Source organism: Sphingobacterium sp. InxBP1, assembly GCF_026191775.1.
Classification (GTDB): Bacteria; Bacteroidota; Bacteroidia; order Sphingobacteriales; family Sphingobacteriaceae; genus Sphingobacterium; species Sphingobacterium thalpophilum.
In genome coordinates, this window is record NZ_JAINDX010000047.1 from 1 (window position 1) to 18,496 (window position 18,496).

An 18,496-nucleotide genomic window follows, 5' to 3' on the forward strand; every position below is an offset into this window, starting at 1 on the left:
CAGAGCCGATGGTATTGCCGTAACAGGTGGGAGAGTAGGTCGGTGCCTTTTTTTACACGGAAGCCCTTGCTGGAAACAGTCAAGGGCTTCTTTCGTTTACAGCGGTACACCGCCCCAGCGTACCCAAGGGCAGACCAATAAGATGGATCTAAAGTATATATGTTTATTGGGTGAGACAGCGGATCTGGAAATGGAATAAGTATGACCTATTAATCTTAGCTAAGTGTCCATTTCTGATTTTTATTAAGTAACTTTGCAGCGCAATGGGTACATTATTGGATAACGGAATTAAGCCGTATAATCATTACGGAGCTTATTTAAAGCAAAAATACAACGGGCAACGGGTATTTAAAGTAATTGTGGATGGTAATTTTACCTGTCCCAATCGAGACGGTAGTAAAGGTTATGGAGGATGTACCTACTGCAATGTGGACTCCTTTACCCCGGATACTGCACGCAAAATTCCTTCTATACGGGAACAGGTAGAATCTGGTATCGCACGTGCCCGTAATAGTTATGGGGCAGAAAAGTTTATCATCTACTTTCAGCCCAATACAAATACTTACGCGCCTACGCATCTTCTAAAAATGATGTACGATGAAGCCTTAAGTATCGACCCTGAGAATACCCTCGGGCTTTCTGTGGGGACACGTCCGGATTGTCTGGACTTTGAAAAGATCGCATTGTTAGAGTCGTATACTGATCGTTATGACGTTGATCTGGAAATGGGAATGGAGTCTATGTATAACGATACTTTGGAGCGAATCAATAGGGGCTGTTCGCACGACGAATTTGTTAAGACTATGGAAATGCTGCAAAATACGCCTTTGGATCTCTGTGTGCATACTATCTTTGGTTTTCCTTGGGAGACGGAGGAAATGATGCTTAAATATGCCGATGAGATCAATAGATTCCCACAGATTAAGTTCGTTAAACTGCACCATCTTCATATCGTTGAGGGTTCGATTATGGGAGTGAAGTATAAAAGAGAGCCTTTCGAGCTCTTCTCCTTGGAAGGTTATACAGCCTTCTTGGCAAAATTTATTCCACGGTTACGCTCAGACCTGATCATTCAACGAGTTTTCGGGCTTGCAGACAGAGAGTTATTAATAGCGCCCAATTGGGGATTGGGGAAGTCCGGAATTCAAACTTATATCGATAAGGGACTGGAAGCACGGGGAGTGGTACAAGGTAGCTTATGCCAATCGTGAAGAATTACTGACGCCGCCGCTTGGTTACTGAGCTTTGAGTGCGTGTCATAATCATTTAAAATATAACCATAAACAAGACGGGCTTCCTTTGGGAAACCCGTCTTGTTTATGAGTTCACTTTGCCGTAGAGCCCCGGCTAATTAACCTTCAACAATTGTCTTTAAGTCTGCTGGTGAATAGTTGATTGATTTTAATGTCTTGTTATCCGCAGTTCTAAAAACTAAGAATTTACCATCAACTTCTTTATAATAGGAGTCTACCCCCTTCAATTTATAATGTTCCCGTGTGGCGATGGCCTCGGCCTCATCTTTACAGGCCTTGCTCATGTTAGAGCGCTGTACTTCGTCAAAAAGTGCTGAAAATTTGTCTTTTAAACCGAATTCAAGAACAGCTCCAGCCAATACATACTGAATGTCACAAAGGGCATCTGCAATCTCAACGATATTTTTGTCCTGTATAGCTTCTTCCAGCTCCTTGAGCTCCTCTGCGATGAGGGATACACGTAATGCACATCGTTGTTCGGAAGGAATCATTGGTTTGTCCAGAATAGGATGTTGGAATGTCTTATGGAATTCTGCAACGGATGAAAGGGTTTTTGGATCAGTCATGTCTTATTGTTTTTTTATGCTATTCTTCTAAGGGCAAACTTAGATAAATTGATTTTTTTTCACAAGTGTTTATTTCAGCCTTCGAGTCGCGCCATATTATGGTGAAAGCCTATATGCTGGATGTGCGTTTCAACTGAAAATATTAACTGCAGGCGACTGTTCATACTGTATACGCAATCGCGGTGATCGCAGCCCAATTGTCGTTTTCTTCTACTTATATACCTCATATGGTAAAAAAAGTAAAAGGGCGGTGAATTTGAATGACCGCCCATTTTGACCTTTATTGGATTCGACTAGATCAAATGTTTTAGTTGAATAATTTCTCGTTCCTCTAAATATCTCCAACGCCCGCGTGGTAAGTCTTTTTTAGTGAGATTTGCATAAACTACGCGATCTAATTTAACAACTTCGTAGCCCAACGACTCAAAAATACGACGTACAATGCGATTTTTGCCTGAATGGATCTGAATGCCTATTTCTCTTTTAGTACCCCCTTGTACGTAGCTCAAATCATCGGGTTTAATGAAACCATCCTCCAATTCTATACCGAATGCGATTTTGTTAAAGTCCCCTTGCGTCAGGCTTTTATTGAGCTCAACGTTATAGATCTTGCTAATGCTATTACGTGGATGAGAAAGTTTCTCTGCAAGATTACCATCATTTGTCAATAAGAGTAAACCTGTCGTATTCCTGTCGAGGCGACCGACCGGATAAATTCGCTCTTTTGTTGCTTTGGATACCAGTTCCATGACGGTATGACGCTCCTGCGGGTCATCGGTGGTGGTAATATAATCTTTCGGTTTATTGAGCAAGACATAAACCATCTTTTCACGTTTTAACCGTTCATTGTTATAACGGATTTCATCCTTAGCAGGATCAACTTTGGTCCCCAGTTCGGTTACCGGAACTCCATTGACCCAGATAACACCAGCAGTTATTAGCTCGTCTGCCTTACGTCGTGAACAAATTCCTGCATTGGCAATGTAACGATTTAAACGGATTAGGCCATCGTCTTCTGCAGGAATATCAGGCTGTTTTTTAGGCCGTTTTATATATTTTTTATCATTGAAACTTTTGTTGTCATCAAAGTTTCTACCCCTTTCATCATCAAATTTGCGGTATGAAGATTTAAAGGGCTTATCAAAGCCCTTACCCCGGCCATTTGACGACCGGTCAGTTTTTTCATAACGTTTGTAGGAATCTCTTTTTTCAAAACCACCCTCTTTTTTATCAAATGATCTGGAATCATTTTTGTCTGTACGTCTGAAATGGTCTCTTTTGTCATATGGCCGAGAAGCATCATTTTTAACAAATGAACGCCCTCCTTTGTTGAACGTCCTGTCCGAATTGTCTTTTGAACGGAAGGAACTATTATCTCCTCTAAAAGATGTTTTGTCTGATAATTTTTTAGAGCCAAATGATTTGCTCTCACGATCATCATCTTTTCGGTAAGAATCCCTGCTTGATTGATCCTTGTTGCCGTATGACGATTTTTTGCCGAAACTACTGTTCTGCTCGCTTCTGGATTTGAAGCTGTCTGAGTTGCCTCGTGATTTTCTGGAGTTGTCATCACGACTGTTCCTTTTGTTGCTGAATGGCATTGTATTTTGCTAAAATGTGAACCGCAAAGTTAGGTATAATTTTGGGTTTTGTGAAAAAATCCTTATCTTTTTATCTTTTCCACTTTTTGTCATCCCTGCCGGTCTAAAAATGCGGCTTTAAATGACGCAGAAGGTAACTATTTGTTTTTTAAATAAATACTGTTTATCTTTGTTCCCTTGAATTTGAACCAAGCTATTTTTGATCGATTTTAATCGTGGATAGGATAGCAGTAAGGGAGTGAATGATAAGAAAGAAAGTTTTATGTAGTAGTCTGATTTTGTTTGCATTATTGCTGTCAAAATTATACTCAACCCCACACAGTAGTACTTCTGACGGCGATAGGATCGCTGCAACGAAGTTAGTCGCAGTTCCAGCCCATTCTGGAGATGACGAAGAGAAAAAAGAAAAAAGTAATTCTTTTGAATCTTACCTAAGTTCATTGACATTTGCTGAAGATTCCCTACCGACGGATCGTCCGCTGGTGGAAAGCAAATTACGCAAGTTCTTCAGGAGATTTTCATTTAAAAAAACAGGGTCATACGATATGCATAAAAAGGCACAAACCTATTTGCCTACGATCGCTAAGATCCTAAGATCACATGGTATTCCAGAGGATTTTAAATACATTCCATTGGTGGAGAGTGGCCTGAGTAAGGCTGTTGTTTCGACCAAAGGGGCAGGCGGTTATTGGCAATTTATGCCTGCAACGGCACGCTTGTACGGCTTACGGGTCAATGGTGCCGTGGATGACCGCAAGGACTTGATAAAATCCACGCATGCTGCAGCCCGTTATTTAAAGTACCTTTACAAGCAGTTTGGCAATTGGACTTTGGTGGCCGCCGCTTATAATGTTGGCGATGGCAGCCTAAGAGCTTCAATCAGAAGACAGAAAAAGGATGATTATTTCGCATTGAAGCTGAATAACGAAACGGCATCGTATGTGTATAAGCTAGTCTCGATGAAGGAAATTATTGAGCACCCGCAGAAACATGGTTATTTCCGTTACGCGGATAAAGAAACAGAGACGCTGGAACGTGATGCCAATATGTTTTAAAATAAAAAAGGATTTCTAAGTAGAAATCCTTTTTTATTTTGATATGTATCCAATCACAAATTATCTTAAATCAACGATATCAAATCCTTTGTAATTGTTTTTGTTAAAAGTGAAAAGGCTGGAAGGTAGTGATTTATTTCCTTCCTGTGAAGTCAACGTGTATGTATATCGATTGCCACTTTTGTCAAAGACAGTGGTATCGTAAATCTGATTGTTGGTCTTGTTGATCCGGAGCTTAATCTTTGTGTAGTTCCGTTTGCTGTCAACGGGACTAAGCTCAATGACACTCAAATTCATACCTTTCACTTTCTCGGTGCCAGCGAGCGCGTATTTAAACCCCGAAGTATAGAACGTAAAGATGTTAGTCGGGTTAATTTCAGTAGTCGAATTACTGGCCTCTGACACCTCCACTTCCTGTTCAGCTTTCATAATATTCCATTGAGTTTTGGAATCTGAAATCAAAACCTGATTTTTTGTGCTAACCTGATACTTATTATTTGCTTTATCGAGATATAGCGTTCCGGCGTCTGCATGCGAACCTCCGTTGGCTTGCTTTACAGTCAAGGTGAAGCTTGCCTGGATCGTTTTATAGCTGTTATATTTTTGGCTTACCTTGTTGAGCAACGCTTTTGCCCCATCGTTTTGAGCGTAGCCTTGCTGCCCAGATAGGAATAGCAAAAAGCTCAGTAGTAATAACCATCCGTGTTTTTTCATTTTAATTGTCCTTTCTTAATGTCTCCAAATACTGTTCCAATGAATATTCATCTGGGTAAAGCACTTCGCGCGCTTTACTTCCTTCAAATGGACCCACAATGCCTGCAGCTTCCAATTGATCGATGATACGTCCAGCTCTATTGTAACCCAGTTTCAATTTGCGTTGGATTAACGAAGTAGAACCTTGTTGATGCATGACAATCAGGCGTGCAGCTTCTTCAAATAATTGATCACGGTCTTTTGGATCAAAATCTACGCTGCCAGAGCCCTCCCCATTTTCGTCGATGTATTCCGGAAGCATAAATGCCGAAGGATAACCGCGTTGCGCTCCAATATAATCGGAGATCTGTTCAACTTCCGGTGTATCGACAAACGCACACTGAATACGGATCAAGTCGCTTCCCGTGGCAAGAAGCATGTCTCCCCGGCCGATCAGCTGATCGGCGCCCCCAGTATCCAGGATGGTACGTGAATCCACTTTGGATAGCACGCGGAAAGCCAGACGCGCTGGGAAGTTGGCCTTGATTGTACCGGTAATGATGTTAACAGAAGGACGTTGTGTCGCAATGACCAGGTGAATTCCCACCGCACGGGCGAGCTGGGCAAGCCTTGCAATCGGGGTTTCGACTTCTTTTCCTGCTGTCATCATCAGGTCGGCAAACTCATCAACAATAAGAACGATATATGGTAAGAATCGGTGACCCTCCTCAGGGTTTAATCTGCGATTGATAAATTTTGCATTATATTCTTTTAGATTACGTACCTGCGCATTTTTCAATAGGTCATAACGTTGGTCCATTTCGATACAGAGTGAATTCAAAGTATTGATTACTTTCTTTGTATCGGTGATGATCGCTTCCTCTTCGTCGGGAAGTTTGGCCAAAAAGTGGCGTTCAACTTTCTTGAATAGGGAGAGCTCTACCTTCTTAGGATCCACAAGTACAAATTTTAACTCTGCAGGATGTTTTTTATAAAGCAATGAGGTTAAAATGGCATTGATACCGACCGACTTACCCTGACCGGTGGCACCGGCCACCAATAAGTGAGGCATTTTTGCCAGATCGGCGATATAGACCTCGTTGGAAATTGTTTTTCCCAACGCTATAGGAAGGTCCATATCCGTTTTTTGGAACTTCTCCGTGGCGAGAACTGACCGCATGGATACCATTTCTGGACTTGAATTTGGAACTTCAATACCAATGGTACCTTTTCCGGGCATTGGCGCAATAATCCGGATACCGAGTGCTGCCAGACTCAAGGCGATATCATCTTCCAGGTTTTTGATTTTTGAAATCCGTACCCCCGGTTTTGGTATGATCTCATACAGGGTTACGGTTGGACCGATAGTGGCTTTAATACTTTCGATCTCTATGCTGTAATTCCGCAGTGTATCAACAATCCGATTTTTATTGGCCTCGAGCTCATTTTGATTGATTGTAATCTTGCCGGTACCATAGTCTTTCAACAGGTCTAAAGTCGGATGCTGGTAGCCGGAAAGATCCAATTTTGGATCATATTGTCCAAATTGGGCCACAAGGTCGCTGGCTGTAATTTCTTTTTCTTCTTTGATATCTTCTACGACCAGGCCGGGGACTTCGACCTCTAATGGCGGTTCGTCAGCTGGGACAGGCTCATGTGCAGGTTTGGAGACCGGTTGCTCGGCTACGTTTAGGGCATAATGCTCTTCGTTGTCCTCTTCAGGCTGGTCGATGGTAAAACTAATAGAAGGGGTCGTTTCGGTGCGTTCCATCGGGCTATCATCAAACGCAAGTACCACCTTTTCTTTAGGATCTATCTCAACGTCTGGAATAGGGTGATGTGTAAATGCTGGCCGTTCGAAATCTTCGCGCTGCTCCTTCTCCCTGTTGGCCTGAAACCTTTCATTGATAGATGCCGGTCGTTGAAAAGACTCACGGACCGATTGAATGGAATCATCTTCGATATGCAATTTGTTCCGCAGCTGGGTGGCTGCATAGGCTTCGTCCTCCTCTTCATCATCGGAATCATCCGACAGTCTGGATCTACGGTTGCTGAACAATAAGAATTTGAAATCGAGATTATACAGCAGAATCAAGGTCGTCAAATAGGCGAATGCCAGGATACAGCCTACTCCGACAACGCCGACTTGTGCTTCCAGCAGCTTATTTGTCCAGAAACCAAATTTACCTTCTAACATATGTGGCGTGTCGGCCATAAAACCATGAAGAAATCCCAAGGTTACAGAAATAAATACAATGGCGACAAAAGAGTATACTACAGTCCGGTATAGTGGCAGAAGTGACTTTTTAAATAATAAACGGTATCCCAAAATAAATAGAACCGGGATAAAGAGGAAAGAGGCTACGCCAAACCACTCATACATAAACTGATTGGCTAGCAACGCGCCGAATTTGCCCAGTTTATTGTCCACAACAGGGAGTTCTACTGCTTCATCATGGATCTCTTCGGACGAACTAAAAAGAGTCGCCCAGCCTCCATTCGTTTTGGCGATATAACTTTGGTCGTCCTGCCATGTGAACAGATAGGAAACAAAAGCTGTGGCGAAGGCCAACGAAAGCAAAATCAATAGGATCCCTAAAATTTTAACCGTCTTTTGTTGCGCATCCGAATAATCTCGAGGGATGCTATTTTTCTGACTTTTTTCTTTTTTGGACGTCGCTGATTCTCTTTGCGGGGCACGCTTGCCAGAAACTGAATTTCCGGTCTGCCTAAATGTATTTCCTTTATTTGACATTGAAAAGCTCACAATTATACTGCTTACAAACTTAGTTATTTTGATAGTATTTTGAAGATCATCGCTATCATTATTTTAAGTTTGTGGTTTTTTATACCACCATTTCTTATTATTGGCCGATGCGGACAGGCAGTAGCATAAACGATTAATTTTAGTATTGACTATTAAGATTTAGTAGTAATTACAGCAAGCAAATACTATGCCCTGTGGACGCGTAGGGGACAACAATGAGGGGCTCAAGACAGCAGGACGATGAAACCTGTCTTTTCCCGCTGCACTAAATTATGTAGTTTTACAAATATAATAAAGGCGATATGAACAAGTTTGAAATACGGAAGGCGACGCAACAGGATAAAGGTCGAATATGGGAAATCATCCAGCAGGCGATCGCGCTCCGAAAGGAGCAAGGAAGCCGACAATGGCAGGATGGGTACCCCAATGAAGAGGTCGTACAGTCGGACATTGATAGGGGATATGGATATGTGGTTGAGATGGGAACAAAGATCGTAGGCTATGTCGCTATTATTTTTGATATAGAACCGGCCTATACTGCGATCGAAGGTCAATGGCTCAGTGATGGAAAATATGTGGGGATACATCGGCTAGCGTCGGCTCAGGATCCACACATAAAAGGAGTGGGTACCGCAATTATGAAAGCCGTGGAGGAGATTGCTGTAGGCCATGAAGTCTACAGTATTAAAGTGGATACGAATTTTGACAATGCCGGAATGCTGCATGTATTTGACAAGCTGGGCTATCAATATTGTGGGGAGGTGTATTTCAGAGGAGCTGCCCGCAGGGCTTTTGAAAAATTGCTAAAATAAATGAGAATACAGGTCTCATAAAAAAATCCCTTTTAATTTGTTAAAAGGGATTTTTTATGAGATCTTGCGACGTTAATCAAGGATACCAATAATTAATCAATAATGATCAGATAATAGTTTTTCTTACCGCGTTGTGCAATGATATATCTATTGTTGACCAAGTGGTTTTCACTGATCACCTGCTCGGTGTCCGTTGCTTTTTGGCGGTTAATGGAAACGCCACCACCTTGAAGCATTTTACGTGCTTCCCCTTTTGATGGAAATACCTGTGTATGTACAGCCAGCAGGTCCAGGATGTTCATACCGGTTGTTAATTCATTTCTTGGTACGCTGAATTGCGGGATGCCTTCGAAAACTTCGAGCACAGCCTCATGATCCAGGTTATTCAAGAAATCTAAAGAACCGTTACCGAAAAGGAATTCCGAGGTTTTGATGGCTGTTTCATAAGCTTCTTCGGAATGTGTGCGGATTGTGATATCTTTTGCCAAGGCTTTTTGAACAATACGTAAGTGCGGTGCTGCATCATGCTCGGCAATGATGGCTTCGATCTCTTGCTGCGTTTTAAGCGTAAAAATCTTAATCCAGTTTTTTGCATCGTCATCCGAGGTGTTCAGCCAGAACTGATAGTATTTGTATGGTGATGTTTTCTTTGGATCGAGCCATACCGCACCGGATTCAGTTTTTCCGAATTTTTGACCATCTGCTTTTTTGATCAGTTGTGTGGTAATGGCGTAGGCAGTACCCTGATCCTGACGACGGATCATCTCACTACCGGTTACAATATTGCCCCACTGGTCCGAGCCGCCCATTTGCACCTTGCAGTTGTGGTGTTTCCAAAGGTAATAGAAGTCATAGCCTTGAATCAGCTGATAGGTAAATTCCGTGAACGAAAGACCATTGTCACCTTCGAGACGCTTCTTGACGGAGTCTTTGGCCATCATATAGTTGACGGTGATCATTTTACCGATGTCGCGAATGAAGTCCAAGAATTTAAAATCTTTGAACCAATCGTAGTTATTGACCATTTTGGCATCATTTTCACCTTCTCCAAATTCAAGAAATTTGCCTAACTGTTTTTTTAGACAAGCAACATTGTGTTGTAGGGTTGCTTCGTCCAATAAGTTACGCTCTGCAGATTTGAAAGAAGGGTCTCCGATCATTCCTGTTGCACCACCGACCAACGCGACTGGTTTGTGGCCGGCATTCTGAAAATGGATCAGGGTCATGATCTGAGTTAGATGTCCTACGTGCAGAGAGTCTCCCGTGGGGTCAAAACCGATATAGCCAGCGACTTTTTCTTTATTCAGTAAGTCTTCAGTTCCAGGCATAATATCTTGTAGCATGCCTCTCCAACGTAATTCTTCTACAAAGCTCATTGTTAAATGGATTTAATTTTTTAATTTACAAGATGCAAAGATAGGAGATTAAGCGTATATTGAGCGAATAATTCCGGATAAAAGCACACGCTAATAAGCTAGTATGAATTTTTTATCACATTTTTATTTTGAACGGTTTGCGACCACCCCTGAGCGAATTGTGGGGGGGCTGTTGCCCGACTTAGTAAAAAATGCGGATAAATCTTTCGTTTTGAAACCCAGACAGTACGAGGTGGAACTGATGGATCATCCGTTGCTTGAGCAGCTCTATATCGGTTGGAACCGCCATATAGAGGTCGATCGCCTTTTCCATAATTCGGCTTACTTTTTTCGTCATACGCATCTGCTGAAACTTCATATTCAAGGTAGCTTGCAAGGGCTGCCAATACGTCCGTCCTTTATGGCGCACATCGCTCTGGAACTATTGTTGGACCATATTCTGACCCAGCAGCATGCCGTGTCCATTGATAAGTTTTACACAGCATTGATTCAGGTAGATGCTAATGCCGTCCGCAGGTTTCTGCAAATAAATCAATTGAGCGATATTCCCAAATTTCAACGGTTTTATCAGCAGTTTATCGAATGGAAATACATTTACGATTATGCACACATCGAAAAAATTGCCGGGGCGCTATTTAATATCTGTAAACGTTTGTGGCAGTTTGAAGTTCAGGAATCCCATCGGCAGCGATTGACGGAACAGCTTATTTCCTACCTCCGCGAGCATATGAGCGATTATCAGGACATTTATCACTATATTCATTATGAACTGGTAGGTTTTAAATAGGCGCCGAAAAAATACCAATAGTATAAGACCTTGAAAATATTTATTTTCGCATAAATTTTACGGATAAAACTAATTTACATGTCACATAGACTTTTTCGAAAGAAAAGTGTTGACCAGATCTTACACGACACGCAGAAAGAAGGGGGGACTGGCTTAGCAAAAGTATTGGGAGTAACGGATTTGGTTTCCTTAGGTATAGCCGCGATTGTCGGAGCAGGGATTTTTAGTACGATTGGGCTGGCGAGTTACGAAGGTGGGCCCGCTGTTTCTCTTCTATTTATTTTTACAGCTTTCGCCTGCGTCTTTACGGCCTTGGCTTATGCTCAGTTCGCCAGCACGGTACCGGTATCCGGTTCGGCGTATACTTATGCTTATGTGGCATTTGGTGAACTGTTTGCCTGGATTATCGGCTGGGCCTTGGTTCTGGAGTATGCTGTATCCAATACCGTAATTGCAATTTCTTGGTCGCAGTACTTTGTGTCTATGCTGGAGGGATTTGGTATCCATATTCCTGCTTGGCTTTCCATGGCTCCGGGTTATGCTTTCGATGCTGTGGACAAACTGAACCAACATGGAATGGCCAGCCTTACAGCGATAGATCAGCACGGTCTGGATGCTTTCAATAACGCTCCACGGGTCGCGGGGATGCCTATTATTTTTGATTTGCCGGCTGGAGTGATCACCTTTTTGGTGACTTGGCTTGTATATATTGGGATTAAAGAATCACAAAAAGCGAGTATGATCATGGTCATGATCAAGGTTGGGATTATACTGGCGGTCATCTTCGGAGGTATATTCTATGTAAAGCCTGAAAACTGGACCCCTTTCGCGCCCAACGGGCTACAGGGCGTACTCGGAAGTGTAGCAGCTGTATTTTTTGCATTTATAGGTTTTGATTCGATCTCGACGACGGCCGAGGAATGTAAAAATCCGCAGAAGGATCTACCTAAAGCCATGATTTATTGCTTGCTAATCTGTACAGTATTATATGTGGCCATTACGCTGGTGTTGACGGGGATGGTCAACTATACCGAACTCAATGTGAAAGACCCTCTGGCCTTTGTATTTAAATATGTGGGTTTTGACCACATGGCCGGCATTATATCGGTGACCTCTGTCATAGCCATTACCAGTGCTCTTTTGGTTTATCAGCTGGCACAGCCCCGTATTTGGATGACCATGAGCCGGGACGGTCTTCTTTGGAAGAAATTTGCAACCATCCACCCTAAATACAAGACACCTTCCTTTGCCACCATCGTGACAGGGCTGGTCGTAGCGATTCCATCGCTGTTTTTCAAAATGGATTTTTTTGTGGACCTGACAAGTGTAGGTACATTTTTCGCCTTTATCTTAGTTTGTGCAGGTGTCTTATATATGGATTACTCAGGCCTATCGGCTAAATCCAAATTTAAAGTTCCCTACGTGAATGGAAAGTATCTTGTCGGAGCAGGTCTACTGATAGCTGTTGTGTGCCTCTACCTCTACGGGAAGGACATCCTTGTCGAATGGGAGCGGCTATCCTGGGTAGAGATTGTGGAACACAAAATGCTCGTTATTATTTTTTGGCTGACTTGGCTTGTCTTGAGCGTATATAGCTTTAAGATGAATTTTTCACTTCTTCCGGTTATCGGTATATTGATCAATCTTTATTTAATGACTGAGTTAGGAGCAAGTAACTGGATAATTTTTGTGATCTGGCTGGTAATCGGATTAGGGGTGTATTTTATGTATGGTTATAAACATTCAAAACTCAATAAATCGGTTGTGATCTAACGATTGGACTTTTGGATCTGTTTTGATAAGCAAACGGGCTGCGCAATGATTGAGCAGCCCGTCTTATTATGTATAAGCCGTTTTATGGTTTAAAATCTCCACAAGAGGATCCGGCTTACTTTATTGCCCTGTTCCATACGGATGACTTCAGATTCTTTTACATTGATTTTCTTTAGTTTATGCAGTAAAAATCTGACATCTTCACGGTGTGCGACCAATGTTGAAAACCATTTCACCTGATCTTTATGAAATTGGCTTTCAAATATCATGCGCGTGAGGAATGCTTTCTCGCCTCCGTCGCACCAAAGTTCGCTGCCTTGTCCGGCAAACGTCTGTATGACTGGGTTTTCGCCCACCTTGGCCTCTTTAATACCCGTCGTCTTGCGGATTGACTGTTGCAATGCTTCTGTCTGCGAGCTGAAAAAAGGCGGGTTGCAGATGACCATATCAAATTTTTCGTCGGGAAGAATAATGTCCTTAAAGATGGCTTTTGGATTATTCTGCAGCCGTATTTGTATGCTCTTTTTCAAGCTCATATTGGTCCGGGTAATTTCAATTGCGTTTGAGTAAGCTTTTTTAATAATTTCGGAGCCTACAAAACTCCATCCGTACTCCTGGTGGCCGATGATGGGATAGATGCAGTTGGCGCCCACACCGATATCCAAGATGCGCACTTTTCCGCCCTTTGGGATTTCGCCGTTGTTGTCCCTGGCGAGAATGTCCGCAGCGTAGTGGATGTAATCGGCCCTCCCCGGAATGGGAGGACAAAGGTTTTCCTTAGGGATATCCCAGTGCTGAATGTTGTAGTACTTTTTTAAAAGTGCCTGATTTAAGGCTTTCACCGCTTCGGGATTATTAAAGTCGATTGTTTTTACTTTGTAAGCATTTAATGTGACAAAATCTTTTAAGGAAGGTTCGACTTTGCTGAGTTCATCAAAGTTGTAGTTGTCGAGATGTCTATTTCGAGGATGTAATTTCTTTTTGGGGTTAGCGTCTGCCATTATGTATCTTATTTGGAAACAAAAGTAACGGAATTCTACCGAATAAAAAAGGTGATGCCTCGGCATCACCTTTTGATCAAATTAATCTTTCCGTGTGAGATGCACTTCAGAAGTCTGTGGAAAATTTAACGGAACCCGTTCCACAGTTACAAAACTCGAGTCCAGGCCAAAGCCTTTTTCTTCTGACAGACTCATTTTTTTTAGATAGCCATAGATATCCATGATGACTTTTTCTATCCAGGTCAGCTGGTTGGTCTTGGATAGAACCTTTTCCAGTACGACAAATTTAAAGTCGCCCGGAATATTGTGCTTGCGTAAAGTATTGTACTGGCTGGTAATATCAATTTCACCTTTTTTTACCATATCTTCCACTACTTTTCTAAAAAGCAGACTGATGCGCTGTTCTTCTCTAAAACCCAATTTGAAATCGATGCGTATCAGCTTTCCGGGGATCAGCTGATCAATGGAGTACTCTCTTGTATGCGGATGGTCCATAACATCTACGTGCACAAGCCAATATACATCGGCGCGCTTAGGTTTTTTGTTAATGATCGAATAGATAATTTTGGCTTCGATCTCAGACTTAAAGTTTGCACTGGTCAGGTATACTAAGTGGGAGGCGAATGGAGGTACCGATTTATCTTCACTTAATTCGGAGATAATGGGATAATATTTATTGATGTTGATAAAATTGACGAATCGATTCTTAATTTTGCGTGCAGTATACCAACAATACATGGTTCCGAAAAGGGCAATAGCAAGCAGCAAAGTCAGCCAGCCGCCGTGCGCAATCTTGACGCCGTTACCGACAAGGAAGGTGAGTTCGATGACAAAGTAGGCGAACAGGAATATGCCAATTAGTACGCGATTTACCTTTTTCATTGCTAAAAAATAGCCCATTAATATGGTTGTCATCAGCACTGTTAGGTTGATCGCCAGCCCATATGCCGCATCCATTTTGCTGGATTCCTCAAACACCCAGATGACAATCATACATCCTATCCAAAGGATCAAATTAATGGAAGGTACATATAATTGACCTTTATGTTCGCTTGGGTAACGGATAGCCACCTTCGGCCAAATGTTAAGCCGCACGGCTTCCGAAATCAAGGTATAGGATCCCGAAATCATGGCTTGGCTCGCGATGATGGCAGCTATGGTAGCGATGGCGATACCATACCCGATAAACCAGTCGGGCATAATGGAGTAAAATGGATTGGCTCCGCCCAGTACACGGCCTTCTTGGGTCAGTAACCAGGCTCCCTGACCAAAATAATTTAAGATCAGCGTAATTTTAACATAAATCCAGCTGATGCGGATATTGGCTTTGCCACAGTGTCCCATATCAGAATACAAGGCCTCCGCCCCCGTGGTACAAAGGAACACTGCACCGATTAAAAGTAAGGAGTGTGGATAAGTAATCAGAATATGAAATGCATAGTATGGATTGATGGCCTTCATGACTTCCGGTGCCAGATGAATATGGGATAAACCAAGAACGCCAATGATGGTAAACCAGATGGTCATCAAGGGACCAAAAACTTTTCCGACCACCGAAGTGCCGAATCGTTGAATAATAAAAAGCAAGGAGATGATTGTCACTACAATAGGAACAGTAGGCAGCCCGGGAAACTTAATATCAAGACCTTCTATTGCAGACGAAATGGTGATGGCCGGCGTAATCATACCATCGGCTAATAGTGTTGCCGCGCCGATCATGGCCGGAAATATTAACCAAGGCGCTCTCTTGCGGACCAAGGAGTAAAGGGAAAGAATCCCACCTTCGCCTTTGTTGTCAGCGCGTAAGGTGATCCAGACATATTTTACTGTCGTTTGTAAGGTTAGTGTCCAGAAGACACAGGAGAGTCCGCCCAGAACAAGATCTTTGTGAATGGCACCTTGTCCCATGATTGCCTTGAAGACATATAAGGGTGAAGTTCCGATATCTCCAAAGACGATTCCTAAGCTGATCAACAAACCTGCAAAGCTAAGTTTGTTGATACTGTTGTGATGACTATTATCTGTCATTATGTGTTATTTTGTTTCACAATATTTTGCAAAAATAAACTTTTTGCCTGTACTTTAATGTGGTACATTTTCTGCGCCAAATTTTAGCATTTCCTTTGACATGCGCAATAGCTGTTAAAATTTGTTAAAAGAATCCGGACATGGCCCGTTACGCTGAAAAACTTTTAAACAAAATACTAACTTTGTTGTTGATAATTCAAATAGTTAGCGTTATATTTGATTAAACCGTAACCAGTATTTGAAGTCTAATTTAACACTATGGGGAGAAATCTACTTAAAGCAGCTTATTTAACACTTTTGACCGCACTGACATGGTGCAGCGGGGTGGTTCATGTGTATGCCAAATCTCCTTATGACCATACGTTTTCGAAGCAGACCTGGGAAAGTGAGGCATTTGGCGACAATAACAGCAAGGATAATGAGAAGATCATTAATAATGTGAAGGTATTCTATAATCCTATTGCCGAACAGATTAGTTTGTCTTTTAAATTAGCGAAGTCTTCCAGTGTATCGATTAAGGTGATGGACGCATTGGGTAACGAAATTTTACAACTAATGAACGGGAATCTAGAGGGGGGTATTCAGAATTTGTCTTTTGAACATGGTGGAAAACTGACTACTGGGTTTTATTTTGTTCGGGTGGTCGCTGGTTCAGAAACTGTGGTGAAACGATTTTCAGTACGTTAAGAAAGTAGATTATTATAATTTTAGATAAAAAACGGGAATCCAAGGACTCCCGTTTTTTTTATTCCTATTCCTGTACTTCATCTACCCATAATCCGTCATCTTTAATAATTTTGATCAGTTCATCCAAGGCCTGTGCAGAGCTGACATTTTTTTTGACGACTTGCTGGCCACGATATAATGTGACTTTGTCCGGCCCCGCACCGACATAACCGTAATCTGCATCTGCCATTTCGCCCGGCCCATTTACAATACAGCCCATGATCCCTATTTTCAGTCCTTTTAGATGGTTGGTCCTGCTTCGGATCATTTGGGTGGTCTCTTGGAGGTCGAACAGTGTACGGCCGCAGCTGGGACAGGATATATATTCCGTTTTTGATATTCTAGAACGGGTCGCCTGCAGTATTCCGAAGGATAGCGAGGCGATATTCTCCAGCGCTGTAGCGGGTGAATCGATCCAAATCCCTGAACCCAGGCCGTCAATCAGTAGTGCACCCATATCCGTAGACGCATAGAGCTGTATCTTGGAGATCGGCTCTTCAGGATTCATAAAATCACCGACAGGTCCCGAGAACTCTTCCTTGGGATAGGTCCTTTTGATAATGACAGGATTGTCGATTCCAATATCTTGTAGGTTTCTGAAAAATTGCCGTTGATCAGCCATTCCGTGAATATGGTCGGTTTCGACAATAAATACAACCGTATTATCCAGCTGCAAAGACTCAAATACAGCTGTTGCCAAATCCGCATTGCTGATCTTGACCATGTTGAGCACCCGGTCTTTTCGTGTTGCATGCACAAACTCATGCAGCGTATAAAGGGGATGTATATTTGTTATATCCTTGAGTGTAGACCAGGTGGTAAAATTATAAACCTGCTTTAAATTTGCCGGCATAGTAAATGAGGGCAAATTGTCACCCAGATAGACGAAGTCTACCGACTGTTCGCCCATGTGATATTTATCCAGGAGCATATCGTAGCGATAGCCTACCTTAGCGAGAATTTGGGCATCTTTTAGATTTTCATCGGAAATGTCGATAACGATGCGTGGTACCAGCGAGCCTCCGATAAAAGTATTTACCTCCTGGCTCAGATAAGGTTGTGCAGAACTATCCGGTGAGAACTGAATAATTTCCGGCTGCCGCTGCTCGGCCAGTTGCTTTTTGCGTTTACTATATCTATTGACTAATGCAATAGCTACCGGAGCCTCGCGCTCGGGTTCTTCGGTCAAAGACACCCGCACGGTATCGCCCAGACCATCCTCCAATAAGGTTCCGATACCGACAGCCGATTTTATACGACCATCCTCACCATCACCCGCTTCGGTCACGCCCAGGTGTAATGGATAATTCATGTTCTCAGAAACCATCTTTTCAACGAGCAGGCGGTAGGCCTTAACCATGACCTGGGGATTGGACGATTTCATCGAAATACAGAGGTTATAGAAACTGAGGTCTTCACACATCCGTATGAATTCCATGGCAGATTCCACCATCCCCTCAGGGGTGTCGCCATAATGACTCATGATCCTGTCTGATAACGAACCGTGGTTGGTTCCGATACGCATTGCAGTACCATTTTCTTTACAGATCTTGACTAAAGGTGCAAATTTGGTATAGATACGTTCTAGTTCGAGTTTATAGGCCTCTTCTGTATAAGAGAGTTGATCAAACCTCTTTTTATCGGCATAGTTGCCTGGGTTGACACGTACTTTTTCGACGATACGTGCCGCTACCTCAGCTGCATTCGGGGTAAAATGGATATCGGCAACCAACGGCACCTTATACCCCCGCTTGCGGAGCTCATTTTTGATGTTGGCTAAATTTTGTGCTTCTTTGATGCTTGGCGCAGTGATACGAACATATTCACAGCCGGCTTCAACCATCCGGATGGTCTGCTCTACAGATCCCAGGGTGTCCATCGTGTCCACTGTAGTCATACTTTGGATACGGATAGGGTTGTCTCCGCCCATAGGGACATCACCAATCTGGATCTCCCTGGTCTTCCATCTTGAATAATCTACCTTGGAATTGCAGTAGATTCCCGGTAAAGTCAACATATTACTTGTGTTCATATATAACACAAAGTTAGGCTTTCTTG

General features: G+C 42.6%; 15 protein-coding genes. 7 read left to right on the plus strand and 8 right to left on the minus strand.

The window, feature by feature from the left end; translation table 11 throughout:
* Both K7A41_RS15660 and K7A41_RS15665 read left to right on the plus strand, forming a co-directional pair.
* A partial coding sequence (locus K7A41_RS15660; protein WP_265714421.1) for a hypothetical protein occupies nucleotides 1-199 on the plus strand: 199 nt, incomplete at its 5' end.
* A gap of 64 nt (nucleotides 200-263) precedes the next feature.
* Nucleotides 264-1,211: a TIGR01212 family radical SAM protein gene (locus K7A41_RS15665; protein WP_265714422.1), complete on the plus strand. Its 948-nt coding sequence runs from the start codon at nucleotides 264-266 to the stop codon at nucleotides 1,209-1,211.
* 140 nt (nucleotides 1,212-1,351) lie between these two features.
* Here K7A41_RS15665 and K7A41_RS15670 read toward each other — a convergent pair whose 3' ends face one another.
* Nucleotides 1,352-1,819 carry a nucleoside triphosphate pyrophosphohydrolase family protein gene (locus K7A41_RS15670; protein ID WP_265714423.1) on the minus strand — a complete coding sequence of 156 codons (468 nt, stop codon included), beginning with the start codon at nucleotides 1,817-1,819 and terminating at the stop codon, nucleotides 1,352-1,354.
* 293 nt (nucleotides 1,820-2,112) lie between these two features.
* Entirely contained in the window at nucleotides 2,113-3,420 is a 1,308-nt protein-coding gene (locus K7A41_RS15675) for a pseudouridine synthase (protein WP_265714424.1), read from the minus strand.
* A 242-nt stretch (nucleotides 3,421-3,662) separates the two neighbouring features.
* Here K7A41_RS15675 and K7A41_RS15680 point away from each other — a divergent pair, with 242 nt between their 5' ends.
* On the plus strand, nucleotides 3,663-4,475 hold the full coding sequence (locus K7A41_RS15680) for a lytic transglycosylase domain-containing protein (RefSeq protein ID WP_265714425.1): 813 nt from the start codon (nucleotides 3,663-3,665) through the stop codon (nucleotides 4,473-4,475).
* Between the two features lie 60 nt (nucleotides 4,476-4,535).
* Here K7A41_RS15680 and K7A41_RS15685 read toward each other — a convergent pair whose 3' ends face one another.
* Both K7A41_RS15685 and K7A41_RS15690 read right to left on the minus strand, forming a co-directional pair.
* Nucleotides 4,536-5,189: a LolA family protein gene (locus K7A41_RS15685; protein WP_265714426.1), complete on the minus strand. Its 654-nt coding sequence runs from the start codon at nucleotides 5,187-5,189 to the stop codon at nucleotides 4,536-4,538.
* 1 nt (nucleotide 5,190) lies between these two features.
* On the minus strand, nucleotides 5,191-7,923 hold the full coding sequence (locus tag K7A41_RS15690) for an FtsK/SpoIIIE family DNA translocase (RefSeq protein ID WP_265714427.1): 2,733 nt from the start codon (nucleotides 7,921-7,923) through the stop codon (nucleotides 5,191-5,193).
* Between the two features lie 314 nt (nucleotides 7,924-8,237).
* On the opposite strand from K7A41_RS15690, the gene K7A41_RS15695 reads away from it, so the two are divergent.
* The gene (locus tag K7A41_RS15695; RefSeq protein WP_265714428.1) at nucleotides 8,238-8,747 is read left to right on the plus strand and encodes a GNAT family N-acetyltransferase; all 510 of its coding nucleotides are present in this window, start codon (nucleotides 8,238-8,240) and stop codon (nucleotides 8,745-8,747) included.
* Nucleotides 8,748-8,839: 92 nt separating this feature from the next.
* Here the strand turns inward: K7A41_RS15695 and tyrS are convergent, their stop codons facing one another.
* Nucleotides 8,840-10,123 (minus strand): tyrosine--tRNA ligase, encoded by a 1,284-nt coding sequence (tyrS, locus tag K7A41_RS15700; RefSeq protein ID WP_265714429.1) that lies wholly within the window; start codon nucleotides 10,121-10,123, stop codon nucleotides 8,840-8,842.
* A 103-nt stretch (nucleotides 10,124-10,226) separates the two neighbouring features.
* On the opposite strand from tyrS, the gene K7A41_RS15705 reads away from it, so the two are divergent.
* Complete coding sequence (locus K7A41_RS15705) at nucleotides 10,227-10,910, plus strand: hypothetical protein (protein ID WP_265714430.1); 684 nt, start codon at nucleotides 10,227-10,229, stop codon at nucleotides 10,908-10,910.
* A gap of 78 nt (nucleotides 10,911-10,988) precedes the next feature.
* A complete protein-coding gene (locus tag K7A41_RS15710; RefSeq protein ID WP_265714431.1) occupies nucleotides 10,989-12,683 on the plus strand; it encodes an amino acid permease in 1,695 nt (564 codons plus the stop codon).
* Nucleotides 12,684-12,772: 89 nt separating this feature from the next.
* On the opposite strand, the gene rlmF is transcribed toward K7A41_RS15710, so the two are convergent.
* Both rlmF and K7A41_RS15720 read right to left on the minus strand, forming a co-directional pair.
* Entirely contained in the window at nucleotides 12,773-13,684 is a 912-nt protein-coding gene (rlmF, locus tag K7A41_RS15715; RefSeq protein WP_265714432.1) for a 23S rRNA (adenine(1618)-N(6))-methyltransferase RlmF, read from the minus strand.
* An 81-nt stretch (nucleotides 13,685-13,765) separates the two neighbouring features.
* Complete coding sequence (locus tag K7A41_RS15720) at nucleotides 13,766-15,712, minus strand: KUP/HAK/KT family potassium transporter (protein WP_265714433.1); 1,947 nt, start codon at nucleotides 15,710-15,712, stop codon at nucleotides 13,766-13,768.
* A gap of 258 nt (nucleotides 15,713-15,970) precedes the next feature.
* Between K7A41_RS15720 and K7A41_RS15725 the strand changes: the two genes are divergently transcribed.
* A complete protein-coding gene (locus K7A41_RS15725; protein WP_265714434.1) occupies nucleotides 15,971-16,399 on the plus strand; it encodes a T9SS type A sorting domain-containing protein in 429 nt (142 codons plus the stop codon).
* A gap of 64 nt (nucleotides 16,400-16,463) precedes the next feature.
* Here the strand turns inward: K7A41_RS15725 and ispG are convergent, their stop codons facing one another.
* Nucleotides 16,464-18,470: a (E)-4-hydroxy-3-methylbut-2-enyl-diphosphate synthase gene (gene ispG, locus K7A41_RS15730; RefSeq protein WP_265714435.1), complete on the minus strand. Its 2,007-nt coding sequence runs from the start codon at nucleotides 18,468-18,470 to the stop codon at nucleotides 16,464-16,466.
* Nucleotides 18,471-18,496: the final 26 nt, after the last annotated feature.